The following is a 14535-nucleotide window of genomic DNA, read 5'->3' on the forward strand; positions in this document are numbered from 1 at the left end:
CGTTGGACTTCGGACTCGTCCTGCAGACCGACCCGCCCGCCTCGCAGGTCGTCGGGCTGATGCGCCGGGCGGAGCGCAACGGCTTCCGCTACGGCTGGACCTTCGACTCCGCCGTGCTGTGGCAGGAACCGTTCGTCATCTACAGCCAGATCCTCGCCAACACCACCAAGCTGCACGTGGGCACGATGGTGACGAACCCCGGCACCCGCACGTGGGAGGTCACCGCCTCCACCTTCGCCACCCTGAACGACATGTACGGCAACCGGACCGTCTGCGGCATCGGCCGCGGCGACTCCGCCATGCGCGTCGCCGGCCGCAAGCCGAACACCCTGGCCCGGCTCGGCGAGGCCATCGAGGTCATCCGCGACCTGGCGGAGGGCCGCGAGGCGACGGTCGACGGCAACCCGATCCGCATCCCGTGGATCAAGGAGGGCAAGCTGCCCGTCTGGATGGCGGCGTACGGGCCCAAGGCCCTCGCCCTCGCCGGGCAGAAGGCCGACGGCTTCATCCTCCAGCTCGCCGACCCGTTCCTCACCGAGTGGATGGTCAAGGCGGTCCGCCAGGCCGCCACCGACGCCGGCCGCGATCCCGACGCCCTCACCATCTGCGTCGCCGCCCCGGCCTATGTGGGGGACGACCTGGCCCACGCCCGCGACCAGTGCCGCTGGTTCGGCGGCATGGTCGGCAACCACGTCGCCGACCTCGTATCCCGCTACGGCGAGCACTCCGGGATGGTCCCGGAGGAGCTCACCGCGTACATCAAGGACCGGCACGGCTACGACTACAGCCATCACGGCCGCGCCGACAACCCCGACACCACCTTCGTCCCCGACGAGATCGTCGACCGCTTCTGCCTCCTGGGCCCCGCAGAGGCCCACATCGAGAAGCTGCGCCACCTGAAGGACCTGGGCGTCGACCAGTTCGCCGTCTACAACATGCACGACAACCGCGAGGGCACCATCGACGCGTACGGCTCCACGGTCATCCCGGCCCTCAGCTGAAGAAGGAGAAGAAGGAGGAGGAACGGCCGGCTCAGCCGCGCAGGCGCAGGGCGAGGGCGGCGAGCCAGGCGGCCGGGGTGAAGGGGGCTGGCGGCTGGACCTCCGCGCCGAGGGCCGCCAGGGCGAGGGCGAGCCCGTCCTCGTCGAGGGGCAGGGCCAGAAGGTCGTGCAGCTCTCCCGTCAGCTGGGCGACGAGCCCCGGGTCGGTGCTCTCCAAGTAGTCGTCGAGCGCGGCCTCGTGGTCGCCGAACTCGTCCGGCATGTCCTGCGAGAACCAGCCGCCGAGCAGTTGCGCCAGCTCGGGGAAGCGGGCCCGCCATTCCCACGGCGTCGCGGGCGGGGCGAGCCGCGGCGCCTGTCCGGTCGTCAGGCTCTCGTCGAGCCGGTCGGCGAGGCCGGTGAGCCAGTCCCGGATCTCCTCGGGCGGCAGCCCCACGTCGGGCAGCGGGTAGTACTCGCCGAGCCGCTGCCGGAGTCGGCCGGGAGGGTTGTCCGCGTAGGCGCGCAGCTGTTCGGCGGCGACGGCGATCGCCCAGGGGCGGGTGCGCCAGGTGTGTCGCAGATAGCCGGCCACCGCCTCGGGGGCGTGCGGACCGAGGCCGAGGTGGGCGCGGACGACCTGGTCGAGCTCGCCGTACTTGCGGTCGTGCTCGGTGGGGTTCAGGGTCACGTGGGCCTCTACAGGACGACGGGCAGGCTGGAGTGGACGGTGAAGCCGTACGGGTCGGCCGCACCGGGCTCGGTGCGGTGCAGCACCACCCGGGCGGCTCGCACCGGAAGGGGTTCCTGGCCGGCCAGCATCATGCCGGTGGTCAGCACCGTTCCCACGGGTTCGGGCCGTGAGGGCCAGGCGGCCTGGATCACGAGCCGCCGTCGGGTGGACTGGGCGAGCCAGCGGTGGATGACCTGTTCGTTGAGGGTGATCACCTGCTGGGTCACCCACTGGGCGGTCTCCCGGTCGGGGTAGGTGGCGGCCCGATCGGCCCGGGCCGGGGCGGGGCGTGTCGTCATCTCAGGCCCCTCCCCAACCACGCAGGGTGGCCCGCTGGGCGGCGGAGTAGTTGGCGTGCCCGGTGGTCACGACGGCGTGCAGCCATGCCTGTGCCGCCTGGAGGTCCGCCATCTGGCGGTCCCAGCGGTCGAGTTCGTCCACGAACGCCTCCCGTGCCTCGCCCTTCCAGGCGAGGACGACCGGTTCCGTGCGCTCGTACAGCGCGGTCAGGCGCTCGCCGAGCGCGCGGAGGATGTCCTCCAGATCACCCGCGATCTCGCGCAGCGCGGCGATGTCCACGGTGATGGAGCCGTCGTCGCTCATGATCCCCCCTGCCTTTCGATGTCGCTCAGATATCGCTGATCCTGCTGCGCGGAGCGTCGCTGCCGCCGCCGGAGCCTTCGCCGGACAGCTCGCGCACCTCCGCGTCCACGTCGACCTTCCTGCTCTCGGCCCGCATGCGGCTCAGGCTGTCCAGCTCCTGACGGGTGAAGCCGTCCCGGCTCATCCGCACCGCCTGCTCCAGGACCCCGAGGATCTCCCTGATCCGTACGGCGTCGGCGCCGGCCTCCCGATGCAGTTTCCGGTACGCGGTCGCCGCCTCGCTGCGCCAGCGCGCCTCGGCCCGGTCGACGAGGGAGTCCATGCGGCGCACCTGCCCGTCGAGGTGTGACCGCATGGCCTCCAGGTCGTCCGCGAGGCGCTTCAGGTCCTCCTCCGACACGTCGAGGTCGGGGTCGATGGGCACAGGGGTCGCTCCTTCCGGTCCGGGTGAATACGGGTCAGTGCCACTCGGCGAAGTGGGCGTGGACGGCATCGAGGAGGAGCCTCAGCCGTGCGTGCGTCACCGACGGCATGACGGGCCCGAAGGCCGCGTCGAGCTCGGCGGGCGAGCGGAACATGTACAGGACGCGCTGGAGTTGTCCGGCGAGATCGGCGATCCTGCCGTGGCAGTCGGGGTGGTCCATGGCGACCAGCGCACGTGCCTCCGACTCCGGGTCTCTGTCGTACTCCCCGGTGGGCAGCTGTGACGCGAACTCGTTGACGACGTCGAAACGGGCGAGGGCCTCCCACTGCGACAGCGGTAGTTCGTCGTAGCCCGGGCAGACCCCGAACCAGGGGTCGCGGACGAGTGCCGCCAGGGAACGCAGGAACGCGTCGACGGGTTCGTCGCCGGCCGCCCGTGCGAGCCGGGCACGGAACACGGGCGGCCTGGCCGCGAACCGCTCCGTGCCGTACTCGTCCGCCAGACCGTCGAGAAGCGAGGCCACCACGTCGAAGGGCATGACCCAGGCGATCGCGTGCGAGTCCTGCATCAGCCGGGAGAAGCGCTGGAGTTCGTCCTCCAGTGCGGCGGCCCCCGGGTTCCGCGAGGCGGCGGCGAGGTCGACGAGGCGGGCGAGCGCGCTGCCGGTGAAGAGGGCGTCGGTCTGTTCGGTCACCCGACGCATGCTAGGGCGCCTTCGGATAGGCGGTCATCACGTAGAAGGACTTCGACTCGGGCGAGTAGGCGAGGGCCACGTGCACGGTGTGCACGTCCTTGGGCTGGGCGTGGAAACCGGACGCGGCGAAGTCCGCCTGACTCACGGAGGTTCCGACCGCCACCGGCTGGCTGTTCGCGTCCTTGACCGGAAAGTCCCAGGCCATGACGGAGTCGGGCTTGAACGTGCCGTTGGCGACCATCTGTTCCTGTCGGTGCATCCAGGCCTCCAGCTTGTCCTTCCTACCCGGGTCGTTCACCGCGGCCTGCATGTACTGCTGGGCGGAGGGGAGGTCACGGAACGTCGAGGCGTCGGCGCCGCCCTGATCGCGCAGCCGGTGCATCAGCTGCTCCGGGGTGAGCCCGATGTGCTTGTCGACCGTGTGGCCCTCCTTCCCGTCCCGCATGAGCCACGGCGGAGGCGGCTGGTAGTCGTTGCGCTCCCACTCCATCGCGGCGAGGTCGACCTGGAAGGTGGTGTTCGGGTTCCAGGCATCCGGGTTGACCGGGTAGATCTTGCGGTCGAACTCGAACAGCGACCTCGCGCCGAACGCCTCGGCCCGCGCTGCCTGCGACTGGAAGGTGGGAGCCGCCCGGGACGCCTCCTCCAGCGGCGCGATCAGGCCACGCACCACGTCGCGCTGGGCACGTACCGCGGTCTCGTACGCGTCGACCGCCCGGTTGACCGCCGCCGTGTCGATGTTGAGGAGCACCGCGGCGAGCAGTCCCTTCGTCAGCTTCTTGATCCGGTCGAAGAGGTTCTCGAAGAACTCCCTGGGATTGGTGAGGTCAAGGAGTGCCACGGCGTCCCTGAAGGCCTGGTGCAGGATCCGGCGCAGCTCGGTGCGGACGGCCTCCGCGGCCTCCGCGTACGAGCGGAGCGCCTGGGCCAGCATCTGGCCGGTGGTACTGAGGACGGCGAAGACCGGCCGGCTGGTGCCGGGGCCTGTCGGCGGCTTGTGCCCCCACTCGTAGCGCATGCCGCTGCCCCCTGCCGTGCTCTTGCCCCAGGCAGTGGTGCCCCACAGGGACGAGACGAACTGGAGCATCGCGCCGTACCAGTCGGCGTGGGCGTGGTTCGTGATGGTGCCGACGGTCCCGGCGAGCTGGTCCTGCACGATGCCGATGCCGGTCTGGTAGGGAAGCCAGAGCTGGGAGAGGTCGTTGACCCGGAGGTAGTTCGGCAGCGGCAGGAGCTCCAGGGCGCGGCCGGTGCGGAGCGCCTCCTCGACCACATGGCGCATCAGGTCGCCGGGGATGCCGTCGTCGTAGACGTCCAGGAAGTCGTCGACCGCGTTGCCGTCACGGACGCCGAAGGGAGGCGGGGCCTGGTACGCCGGCTGGAGGAAGATGACCTGCGGGGACGGCTGGGGGACGAACGGCGGGCTGTTCGGATGCGTCGCCGCGTCCGCCTGGCCGAAGTTGTTCGCCGTGGTGGTGAAGCCGACAGCCGCGCCGCCGATGGCGACCACGGCCTTGCCATGGACCTTCAGGAGGAGGTCGAGGACCTTGGCGTACTCGGCCGCGAACTCGGCGGCGGCGGATCCGGATCCACCGACCCGGGGGTAGCCCGCGTGGGCGTCGAGGAACTGGACGAGCGCCTTGTGGAACGACTGCTGCTCGACGGCGAGGGCGGTCGAGACCTGGTAGAGCTGGAGCGGTTGAACGTCGATGACACCGGCGGCGGTCCAGGGGCTGGTCACCTGAGGCGGAGGCGTGGGCCCCAGCTGGGACGGCCCTGAGGGCTGTTGCGTGGGAACGGGAGTGGGAGGGGACGGCGAGGCGTTCGCGCTCGGCGACGGGGTCGCCGGGGTGCCGGGAGAGCTCGGTGCGCCGCCCTGCGAGGGAAGATGCGTGGTGCCGGGCGTCGGTGTCGTGGTCGGCTGCGGGTTCGGCGGCGCCGTGCCGGTGGGGCCCGGGGTGGGGGTGGTCACCGGGCCGGACCCCTCGTGGCTAAGGCGTACGCGATCGCGCCCGTGCTCTGTCCCATGCGTCCCCCCGGCTTCGTCAGGCTGCGCGCGAAGCTAGCAAGGCTTCACGTCAAAACCCATATGCCCAGGGGAAGTTGGCTGGTTCCACCGCACCGGAGCAGGCCTGGACGAACCCCCAGGGGGTGTCTTGTCGATCAGGTCGGATCATGGCCGGGGCGACCCTGGTCCGCCGGACAGGCCCTAGCTGCTTTGCGATCATCTGGGATATGAATGTGTCGTTGGCCGGAAAAGGTCGGCTGAAACAGTGATGCGCACAACTGTCGGTTGTGCGTGGTACGGACCGCCCAGGCCTGACCGGCCGACGGCACAAGGCTGGCTCCGGGACCCGTGACGGCTCCGGAGCCTCCCCAGGGGGAGAACTCACCATGCCGCCCACCGACCCGTCCGCCGCGACGGACCCCTCCATCGGCGGACCCACGCTCATCGGGTCGGTACGGCGCGCCATGCGCCTCCTGGAGGTCGTCGCCGAGGACCCCGCCGGTGCGACCGCCAAGCACCTCGCCCGGCGCACCGACATCCCCATCGCCACCGCGTACCACCTGCTCCGCACGCTCACCCACGACGGCTACCTCCAGCGGGACGGCGGCCGGTATCTCATCAGCGACGCGACGGCCCGACTCGGCAGCGCCGTCTCCCGGCAGGACTCCCTGGGCGATCTGCACCACTGGCTGGACACCCTGCGCGACAGCATCGGCGCCGCCGTCTACTACGCCCTGTACGACGAGGGGGAGGTCAACGTCGTCGGCCAGTCGTCGGGGCGCGGCGCGCCCGCGGCCGACGAGTGGGCCGACTTCCGGCGGACCGCGCACGCCCATGCGATCGGCCAGTGCCTCCTTTCCCAGCTCGACCACGACGGCCTCCTCGACCATCTGTCCCGCCACCCTGTGGAGCGGCTCACCTCGGCGACCGTCGCCGATGCCGACGCCTTGATGCGCAAGCTGTCCAGGATTCCCCGGGGGATGCCGGTGCTGGAGAGGGAGGAGTACGCCCCGGGCGTCGTGTGCGGGGCCGTTCCGATCTCGGTCGGATCCGTGCCGGCCGCCCTCGCGTTCTCCCTCCCCATGTCGCGTGCCCACCTCCTGGACTCCCTCGCCGACCGACTGCGCCGGCAGACGGAGGCCGCGTTCGTCTCGCTGGCCTTCACGGTGCGGGCCTGACGCGCCTTCGCTACCGGGCTCCGCCGGTGGACGAGCGTTTTCCGGTCGTCCGTCCGATCCAGCTGAGGTAGGACCAGACGCGGGTGTTCACCGCCGGGGTGTCGGTGGCGCACCCCTTCCCGTAGGAGACGAGACCGACCAGGTACGGCTTCCGCCCGACCCGGTGCACGAGGGGGCCGCCGGAGTCGTACAGGCAGGTGTCCCGCCCGGGGGCGTACGTGCAGATCTGCGGGGCGGTGACGTGGGACATGCCCCTGTCCACGCACGTCGGGTTGCTCATGGTGCCCAGGACCACGGTGCGCAGGACGTCGGAGGTCCGGCCGCCGAACGAGGTGGCTCCCCAGCCCGGCACCTCGACCTGTGTGCGGTCGAAGGCGCCGTGGGAGTACGGGGCGGGCAGGCCGACCGGGCTCACGTCGCGGTTGTACGTGACGGGCTCGGCCAGCCGGACGAGAGCGATGTCGTTCCGCTGGGTCTCCGGGTCGTACTCCGGGTGCACGACGAACCGGTCCGGCGTCGCCAGGACGGCGTACGGGCTGTCGTCCCCGGTCGTCAGGTCGTGGTCGCCGAGGAGGACGCCCACCCGGGCGGGGCTGCTGTAGGAGCCGGTGAGGCAGTGGGCCGCGGTGAGCACGTACCGGTCGGCGACGAGCGCTCCGCCGCACATCACCCGCTGCTCGGCGAGGTCCACGAGCCCCGCCATGAACGGGTACTGGTGCGGCCTCGCCTCCTGCCCTCCGACGATCGCGTGCGCCGGGGCGGGGCCGGGCGGGGCCAAGGCCATCACCGCCCCCGTGAGCGCGGCCATGAGCCTGAGCCTTCTCATCCGTCCCACGAGATCTCCGAACTGTCGGCGGCGGTTTCCCGGGACCGGCGGTATGCGGAGACGTTTCCTCTGCCCGCCTCCACGGCCCGTTCCGGCCCGTCCGGACTTCAACGATCAAGGAGGGACACGGTCACCTGCCAGGGGCGGCCGGACGGGTGCCGGACGGGTGCCGGGCGCGTGCCCGGCAGACGTGGTCAGCCGTCCGCGTCCGGGGCCCAGCCCGGGACATGCGCGGCCACCGCCGCGTCCCAGGCCGTGGGGCCGCCCGGGTACGGCCAGGCGCGGGTCAGGTCGGGGGAGCGGTCGATCGCCCGCAGCGCCTCGGCCAGACGGCGGCTCTGATGGGCGGACCGGGTGGCGGCGAGCGGCCCGTCGAGGGCGGCGGTCCGCTCCTCGTACTCCCGTACGGGTCCCGCCGACGCGAGCGCCACCCAGGCGGCGTCCGCGGCCCGCGAAAGGATCAGTACCGCCGGCCGGCCGCCCTCCGCGAGCGCCGCCGTCAGCCGGTCGTGACCGTCCAGCACCACGGGGGAGTGGAAACCGCTGACCCACCACACGAACACCGGCGGCAGGACGCCCTCCCGGAACCGGCGGCGGTACGCCTTCACCCGGGGCGCCTCCGGGTGCGACAGGGCCCGCAGCGGCAGCAGGTCCCGCGCGTCCTCGACCGGGTCGCCGTACCCGAACCAGGTCAGATGGCCCCGGTCCGGGTCGTGGGCGAGCGGCTTCGGCCAATTGCCGTCCACGAACCACCGGTTCGCGTCCGGGGCGAGGTGCCACTCGCCTTCGTGCAGCGGCCCGTCGGCCGCCGCGCGGAGCGCCGACCCGCCGTACGCGGCCCAGCGCTCCGTCCACTCCTCCGAGCCGGGCTCGGCGAACTCCGCGTACGAGCGGGACTGTTCGGCCCGCAGCGGCGCCAGCGGGGAGACGTACCGGCCGGTCCGCGCGTAGTGCAGCCCGCGGTGCGTGGCCCGCTGCCGGGCGAACAGCACGGGAACCTCACCCTGGACGAGCACGAGCCGTCGCCCGTCCGCGCTCTCCACCCGCAGCCCGGGCTTCACCGGCCCTTCGACACGCATCCGCATGCGATCACCCTAGGTGGGGTGTCCGGAAAGCCCCGCCTGAGCCGTGACGCCTGGCCGCGACCTGGGTCGTGGCACCGGCGCGTCATCCCCGGGGCCGCCCCTGATCGGCCGGACACGTCCTGGACGCCCCTACGGCACCCGCGCCGTCCACTCCTCCGTGCCGAACTTCGCCTCCGCCAGCGCCTTCGCCCGCGTCAGCTCGTCCTCCGTGAGGCTGCCCTCCGACAGGCCGTACCGGCCGCGGAAGGAGGCGATCATGCGCTCGATGACGGCCTCGCGCGGCAGCCCCGTCTGCCGGCGCAGCGGATCCACCCGCTTCTTCGCGCTCTTCGTGCCCTTGTCGGAGAGCTTCTCTCGGCCGATCCGCAGCACCTCCGTCATCTTGTCCGCGTCGATGTCGTACGCCATCGTCACGTGGTGCAGGACCGAGCCCCCGCCCCCGCCCCCGACCATCCGCTTCTGCGCCGCGCCCGCGATCTTCCCCGCGTCCGTCGCGATGTCGTTCAGCGGCTGGTACCAGGCCTTGACCCCCATGTCGCCGAGCGCGCCGAGCACCCAGTCGTCGAGGTAGGCGTAGCTGTCGGTGAAGGAGAGGCCCTGCACGAGGGCGTCGGGCACGGAGAGCGAGTACGTGATCGTGTTGCCCGGCTCGATGAACATCGCCCCGCCGCCGCTGATCCGGCGCACCACCTGGATGCCGTGCCGCTCCGCCGCCGCCGCGTCGACCTCGTTGCGCAGGGACTGGAAGCTGCCGATCACGACGGCCGGCGCGCCCCACTCCCAGACCCGCAGGGTCGGCGGCCGCCGGCCGGCCGCCACCTCGGCCGTCAGGACCTCGTCGATCGCCATGTGCAGGGCGGGGGAGCGCGGCGGCTCGTGGATCAGCTGCCAGTCGTAGTCGGTCCAGTCCGTGGCGTGCGCGAGGGCCCGGCGGACCGCGACCCCGACGCCCTCCGCGGTCAGCCCGAACATCTGCGTCTCCGGCGGCAGGGCCGCGTCGATCCGCGCCGCGAGCCCGGCCGCGTCCGTGTCGACCGGCGCGCCCTCCAGGGCCCGGTCGATCGCCAGGATCGCCTCGTCGGGCTCCAGGAAGAAGTCGCCCGCGACCCGTACGTCGCGCAGGACACCGTCCTCGGTGTCGAGGTCGACGACCACCAGCTTGCCGCCGGGGACCTTGTACTCGCCGTGGTACGCGCCGTGCACGGGAACCCTCCCTGGGTAAGGGGTGAACTGGGCCAAAGGGTACTCCCCGGGGAAACATCGGGTGACAAGTGCGGCATTCCGGTTGTCAGCGCCGCGTGCTTAGCTGGACGCATGATCGAAGACTTCCTTGAGCACGTCCTCAGTGGCGGTACGACCGAGGTGGAGGAGGCCGTCCGCAAGGCGGCCGCCGCCGAGATCATGCCCCGCTTCCGGCAGCTCGCGGCCCACGAGGTCGTGGAGAAGAACGGGCCGCACGACCTGGTCACCGTCGCCGACCGGGCCGCCGAGGCCCACCTCACCGCCTCCCTCACCGCGCTGCTGCCCGGCTCGGTCGTGGTCGGCGAGGAGGCCGTCCACGCCGACCCCGCCGGGTACGAGGCGCTGCACGGCGAGGCCCCCGTCTGGATCGTCGACCCCGTCGACGGCACCCGCCAGTTCGTCCACGGCGACCCCGCCTTCTGCAGCCTCGTCGCCCTCGCCCTCCGCGGCGAGCTCCTCGCCTCCTGGACCTTCGCCCCGGCCCTGGACGAGATGGCGGTCGCGGTGCGCGGCCGCGGCGCCACGCTCAACGGGCGGCCGATCAGGTCCGGTTCGCCGACCCCCGGTGCGGTCCTGACCGTCGCCACGTCCCACCCCGACTACACCACCCCGGAGCAGAAGCGCGCCCTGCTCGGGCTGTGGACGGACGGCGTCGCACCGCGCCCCTGCGGTTCGGCCGGCCTCGAATACCTGTCCGTGGCCCGCGGCGACCTCGACGCCACCGCCTTCTCCTGGGAGTACGCCTGGGACCACGCGGCCGGACTCCTCCTCGTCGCCGAGGCGGGCGGCGCGCAGACCACGATCGCCGGGGAGCCCTTCCGTATCGCCGGAGGGAACGCCCTGCCGTTCACGGTGGCCAGGGATGCGGCGACCGCCGAGCGGATCCGGACCCTCCTCGGGGGTGCGTGAGGTACGGGTGGCACCCGGCCTATCCTGGGAACCTTGGCCACCGGCTGACGAAGGAGTCCGAAGGTGACGAACGAGACGTCGATGCTCGATGCCGTCGTCGTGGGGGCGGGCCCCAACGGACTGACCGCTGCCGTGGAGTTGGCCCGGCGCGGGTTCTCCGTCGCCGTCTTCGAGGCGAAGTCGACGATCGGCGGCGGCGCCAGGACCGAGGAGCTCACCCTCCCCGGCTTCCGCCACGACCCCTGCTCCGCCGTGCACCCGCTGGGCATCGGCTCCCCCGTCTTCAAGACGATGCCGCTGGAGCGGTACGGCCTGGAGTGGCTCCACCCCGAACTGCCCATGGCCCACCCCTGGGACGACGGCACCGCGGCCGTCCTCGCCCGCTCCGTCGCCGAGACCGCCGCCTCCTTCGGCCCGCGCGACGCCGGCGCGTACCGCCGGCTCGTCGCCCCCTACCTCGGCAAGTGGGACACGCTCACGCGGGACTTCATGCAGCTGCCGCTCACGGCGCTGCCCCGCGACCCGGTCACCCTCGCCCGCTTCGGCCTCACCGGACTGCCGCCCTCCACCTGGCTGATGCGAAGGTTTCAGGACGAGAAGGCCCGCGCGCTCTTCGCCGGACTCGTCGGCCATGTCATCGCCCCGCTCGGCGGCTTCGCCACCGGAGCCGTCGGTCTCGTCTTCGCGCTCGCCGCGCACGCGGGCGGCTGGCCGATGCCCCGGGGCGGCTCGCAGTCGATCTCCGACGCCCTCGCCGCGTACCTCAAGGACCTCGGCGGCGCCGTCCACACCGACTACGAGGTCAAGCGGCTCGACGACCTGCCGCCCGCCCGCGCCTACGTCTTCGACACCTCGCCCACCGCCCTCGCCCGGATCGCGGGCTTCGGCGGGCACTACGACCAGTACCGGTACGGCGCGAGCGTCTTCAAGATCGACTATGCCCTGGACGGTCCCGTGCCCTGGACCGCCGAGGAGCCCCGGCGGGCCGGCACCGTCCAGATCGGCCCCAGCGCCGGCGAGATCGACACCGCCCTGCACCAGGCCTCCTCCGGCACCGCCCCCGACGCCCCCTTCCTCATCACCGCCCAGCCGAGCCTCGTCGACCCCTCCCGCGCCCCCGAGGGGAAGCACGTCTTCTGGGCGTACGGACACGTGCCGAACGGCTGGCGCGGCGACCTCACCGACGCGATCGAGCGTCAGATCGAGCGCTTCGCCCCCGACTTCCGTGACCGCGTCCTCGCCCGCGCCACCGCCGGCCCCCCCGAACTCGCCGACCGCAACGCCAACTACGTCGGCGGCGACATCGCCTGCGGAGCCGCCCGAGGCCTCCAGCTCCTCCTGCGCCCCACCCTCTCGCTCCGCCCCTACTCCACCCCGCACCCGGCCGTCTTCCTCTGCTCCTCCGCCACCCCGCCCGGCCCCGGCGTCCACGGCATGTCCGGGCACAACGCGGCGAAGGCGGTCTGGCGCCGACTGCGAAAATAGACTGCCCCCATGGCCAAGTACTTCGACGTCCACCCCGAGAACCCCCAGCCGCGCACCATCGGCTCGGTGGCCGACAGCATCCGGAGCGGCGCGCTCGTCGCGTACCCGACGGACTCCTGCTACGCCCTGGGCAGCCGCCTGGGCAGTCGCGACGGCATCAGCCGCATCCGCGCGATCCGTGAACTCGACGACCGGCACCACTTCACGCTCATGTGCCAGAACTTCGCCCAGCTGGGCCAGCTCGTGCACATCGACAACGACGTGTTCCGCGCGGTCAAGGCCGCGACCCCCGGGGCGTACACCTTCATCCTGCCCGCCACCAAGGAGGTGCCGCGCCAGCTGCTGCACCCCAAGAAGAAGACCGTCGGCGTCCGCATCCCCGACCACGTCGTCACCCAGGCGCTCCTCGCCGAACTCGGCGAACCGCTGCTCTCCAGCACCCTGCTCCTGCCCGACGAGGCCGAACCGCTGACCCAGGGATGGGAGATCAAGGAGCGGCTCGACCACCAGGTGGACCTGGTCCTCGACTCCGGCGAGTGCGGAACCGAACCGACCACCGTCGTCGACTTCTCCAGTGGCGAACCCGAGATCGTCCGCCGGGGGGCGGGGGACACCGCGCGGTTCGAGTAGGCCGCACCGGGGACGGGCCAGGGGTGTCCTGCCGGTCATGCCGGGTTCGCGGTGTCCGGTGCCTGATCCGGCCTGACCGGCAAGACACTCCCAGGACGTCCATGTCGTTTTCTCGCCAGCCTGCGAGCCGCCCGTCCCCGATCCTGGAACCATGCACACCGATACCGAGCGCTGCGTGCGGGCCGTCCAGTCGAAGGACGCCCGCTTCGACGGCGTGTTCTTCACCGCCGTCCGCACCACGCGGATCTACTGCCGGCCCAGCTGCCCGGTCGTCCCGCCGAAGCCCGAGAACATGGAGTTCCACCCCAGCTCCGCCTCCTGCCAGCGCGCCGGCTTCCGGGCCTGCAAGCGGTGCCGGCCCGACACCAGCCCCGGGTCCCCCGAGTGGCACGTCCGGGCCGACGCCGTCGCCCGCGCCATGCGGCTCATCCAGGACGGCGTCGTCGACCGGGAGGGCGTCCCCGGACTCGCCCGGCGGCTCGGCTGGTCCACCCGCCAGATCGAACGCCAGCTCCTCGCCGAACTCGGCGCCGGACCCCTCGCCCTGGCGCGCGCCCAGCGCGCCCAGACCGCCCGGGTGCTCATCGAGACCACCCCGCTGCCGATGGGCGAGATCGCCTTCGCGGCCGGCTTCTCCTCCATCCGGACCTTCAACGACACCGTCCGCGAGGTCTTCGCCCTCACCCCCGGCGAGCTCCGCGCCCGCGCGGCCCGGCCTCACCCCGCGCAGGCACCCACCCCCGGGGTGATCAGCCTCCGGCTGCCGTTCCGCGCGCCCCTCGAACCGTCCAACCTCTTCGGACACCTCGCCGCGACCGCCGTCCCCGGCGTGGAGGAGTGGCGCGACGGCGCCTACCGACGGACGCTGACCCTCCCGTACGGACACGGCGTCGTCGCCCTCGCCCCCCGCGCCGACCACATCGCCTGCCGCCTCTCCCTCACCGACCCGCGCGACCTCACCCACGCGATCAGCCGCTGCCGCAGACTCCTCGACCTCGACGCCGACCCCGTCGCCGTCGACGACCGGCTGCGCGCGGACCCGCTGCTCGCGCCTCTCGTCGACGCGGCGCCCGGCCGCCGGGTACCCGGGAGCGTCGACCCCGCGGAGTTCGCGGTACGGGCCGTGCTCGGCCAGCAGGTCTCCACCGCCGCCGCCCGCACCCACGCGGCCCGGCTGGTCACCGCGTACGGCACCCCGATCGACGACCCCGAGGGCGGTCTCACCCACCTCTTCCCGGCCTCCGAGGTGCTCGCCGACCTCGACCCCGAGCGTCTCGCCCTGCCCCGCAGCCGCCGCGCGACCCTCCTCACCCTCGTACGGGCCCTCGCCGACGGCACGCTCTCCCTCGGCCCCGCCGACGACCGCGAGGAGGCCCGCGCCCGGCTCCTCGCCCTGCCCGGCTTCGGCCCCTGGACCACCGAGATCATCGCGATGCGGGCGCTCGGTGACCCCGACGCCTTCCTCCCCGGCGACCTCGGCGTCCGCCGCGCCGCCGAGGGCCTCGGCCTGCCCGGCACCCCGGCCGCGCTCACCGCCCGCGCCGCCGACTGGCGCCCCTGGCGCGCCTACGCCGTCCAGTACCTGTGGGCCACCGACGAGCACCCGATCAACCACCTGCCCCGCGACGAGCGCCCGGCCGGCGACCTTCCACACGACGAGCGCCCGGCCGAGGACCTTCCACACGACGAGCGCCCGGCCGGCGACCTGCCCGGCGGCGAGCGCCCGATCGACCACCAG

General features: G+C 72.7%; 14 protein-coding genes and 1 pseudogene. 6 read left to right on the forward strand and 9 right to left on the reverse strand.

Features of this window, described 5'->3' with window-relative positions:
- The first annotated feature begins 2 nt into the window (after positions 1-2).
- On the forward strand, positions 3-1001 hold the full coding sequence (locus OG580_RS29510; RefSeq protein ID WP_267046685.1) for a TIGR03842 family LLM class F420-dependent oxidoreductase: 999 nt from the start codon (positions 3-5) through the stop codon (positions 999-1001).
- Positions 1002-1032: 31 nt separating this feature from the next.
- Here the strand turns inward: OG580_RS29510 and OG580_RS29515 are convergent, their stop codons facing one another.
- Genes OG580_RS29515 through OG580_RS29540 form a run of 6 tightly spaced genes read right to left on the reverse strand, consistent with a single transcriptional unit; the run spans position 1033 to position 5406 of the window.
- A complete protein-coding gene (locus tag OG580_RS29515) occupies positions 1033-1671 on the reverse strand; it encodes a contact-dependent growth inhibition system immunity protein (protein WP_267046686.1) in 639 nt (212 codons plus the stop codon).
- A gap of 8 nt (positions 1672-1679) precedes the next feature.
- Positions 1680-2012 carry an RNase A-like domain-containing protein gene (locus tag OG580_RS29520; protein ID WP_267046687.1) on the reverse strand — a complete coding sequence of 111 codons (333 nt, stop codon included), beginning with the start codon at positions 2010-2012 and terminating at the stop codon, positions 1680-1682.
- A gap of 1 nt (position 2013) precedes the next feature.
- Positions 2014-2316, reverse strand: a complete 303-nt coding sequence (locus OG580_RS29525; protein WP_267046688.1) for a WXG100 family type VII secretion target — start codon at positions 2314-2316, stop codon at positions 2014-2016.
- A gap of 25 nt (positions 2317-2341) precedes the next feature.
- Entirely contained in the window at positions 2342-2740 is a 399-nt protein-coding gene (locus OG580_RS29530) for a WXG100 family type VII secretion target (protein ID WP_267046689.1), read from the reverse strand.
- A gap of 34 nt (positions 2741-2774) precedes the next feature.
- Positions 2775-3434 (reverse strand): hypothetical protein, encoded by a 660-nt coding sequence (locus OG580_RS29535; RefSeq protein WP_267046690.1) that lies wholly within the window; start codon positions 3432-3434, stop codon positions 2775-2777.
- A gap of 10 nt (positions 3435-3444) precedes the next feature.
- Positions 3445-5406, reverse strand: coding sequence for an RNase A-like domain-containing protein (locus tag OG580_RS29540; RefSeq protein WP_267046691.1), 1962 nt, complete (start codon positions 5404-5406; stop codon positions 3445-3447).
- 422 nt (positions 5407-5828) lie between these two features.
- On the opposite strand from OG580_RS29540, the gene OG580_RS29545 reads away from it, so the two are divergent.
- A complete protein-coding gene (locus tag OG580_RS29545) occupies positions 5829-6620 on the forward strand; it encodes an IclR family transcriptional regulator (RefSeq protein ID WP_267046692.1) in 792 nt (263 codons plus the stop codon).
- Positions 6621-6630: 10 nt separating this feature from the next.
- On the opposite strand, the gene OG580_RS29550 is transcribed toward OG580_RS29545, so the two are convergent.
- The 3 genes from OG580_RS29550 to OG580_RS29560 all read right to left on the reverse strand — a co-directional run bounded on the left by OG580_RS29550 (position 6631) and on the right by OG580_RS29560 (position 9734).
- Positions 6631-7428 (reverse strand): serine protease, encoded by a 798-nt coding sequence (locus OG580_RS29550; protein WP_267046693.1) that lies wholly within the window; start codon positions 7426-7428, stop codon positions 6631-6633.
- A gap of 212 nt (positions 7429-7640) precedes the next feature.
- Positions 7641-8531: a hypothetical protein gene (locus tag OG580_RS29555; RefSeq protein ID WP_267046694.1), complete on the reverse strand. Its 891-nt coding sequence runs from the start codon at positions 8529-8531 to the stop codon at positions 7641-7643.
- A 129-nt stretch (positions 8532-8660) separates the two neighbouring features.
- A complete protein-coding gene (locus OG580_RS29560) occupies positions 8661-9734 on the reverse strand; it encodes a biotin/lipoate A/B protein ligase family protein (RefSeq protein WP_267046695.1) in 1074 nt (357 codons plus the stop codon).
- Positions 9735-9845: 111 nt separating this feature from the next.
- Here OG580_RS29560 and OG580_RS29565 point away from each other — a divergent pair, with 111 nt between their 5' ends.
- The 4 genes and pseudogenes from OG580_RS29565 to OG580_RS29580 form a co-directional block, all read left to right on the forward strand.
- Positions 9846-10682, forward strand: a complete 837-nt coding sequence (locus OG580_RS29565) for an inositol monophosphatase family protein (protein ID WP_267046696.1) — start codon at positions 9846-9848, stop codon at positions 10680-10682.
- 81 nt (positions 10683-10763) lie between these two features.
- Positions 10764-12167 (forward strand): NAD(P)/FAD-dependent oxidoreductase, encoded by a 1404-nt coding sequence (locus OG580_RS29570; RefSeq protein ID WP_267048173.1) that lies wholly within the window; start codon positions 10764-10766, stop codon positions 12165-12167.
- A 9-nt stretch (positions 12168-12176) separates the two neighbouring features.
- Positions 12177-12797, forward strand: coding sequence for an L-threonylcarbamoyladenylate synthase (locus tag OG580_RS29575; protein ID WP_267046697.1), 621 nt, complete (start codon positions 12177-12179; stop codon positions 12795-12797).
- Positions 12798-12948: 151 nt separating this feature from the next.
- Positions 12949-14418 (forward strand): annotated as a pseudogene (locus OG580_RS29580) (DNA-3-methyladenine glycosylase 2 family protein); the annotation flags it as partial.
- Positions 14419-14535 lie beyond the last annotated feature (117 nt).

The organism is Streptomyces sp. NBC_00094, assembly GCF_026343125.1.
Lineage (GTDB): Bacteria > Actinomycetota > Actinomycetes > Streptomycetales > Streptomycetaceae > Streptomyces.

What these genes read in the sequence shown, in the direction of transcription:
- OG580_RS29520 (WP_267046687.1), bottom strand. Translation starts at nt 2,012, where the DNA reads ATGACGACACGCCCCGCCCCGGCCCGGGCCGATCGGGCCGCCACCTAC.
- OG580_RS29525 (WP_267046688.1), bottom strand. Translation starts at nt 2,316, where the DNA reads ATGAGCGACGACGGCTCCATCACCGTGGACATCGCCGCGCTGCGCGAG.
- OG580_RS29545 (WP_267046692.1), top strand. Translation starts at nt 5,829, where the DNA reads ATGCCGCCCACCGACCCGTCCGCCGCGACGGACCCCTCCATCGGCGGA.
- OG580_RS29550 (WP_267046693.1), bottom strand. Translation starts at nt 7,428, where the DNA reads ATGGCCGCGCTCACGGGGGCGGTGATGGCCTTGGCCCCGCCCGGCCCC.
- OG580_RS29555 (WP_267046694.1), bottom strand. Translation starts at nt 8,531, where the DNA reads ATGCGGATGCGTGTCGAAGGGCCGGTGAAGCCCGGGCTGCGGGTGGAG.
- OG580_RS29565 (WP_267046696.1), top strand. Translation starts at nt 9,846, where the DNA reads ATGATCGAAGACTTCCTTGAGCACGTCCTCAGTGGCGGTACGACCGAG.
- OG580_RS29570 (WP_267048173.1), top strand. Translation starts at nt 10,764, where the DNA reads ATGCTCGATGCCGTCGTCGTGGGGGCGGGCCCCAACGGACTGACCGCT.
- OG580_RS29575 (WP_267046697.1), top strand. Translation starts at nt 12,177, where the DNA reads ATGGCCAAGTACTTCGACGTCCACCCCGAGAACCCCCAGCCGCGCACC.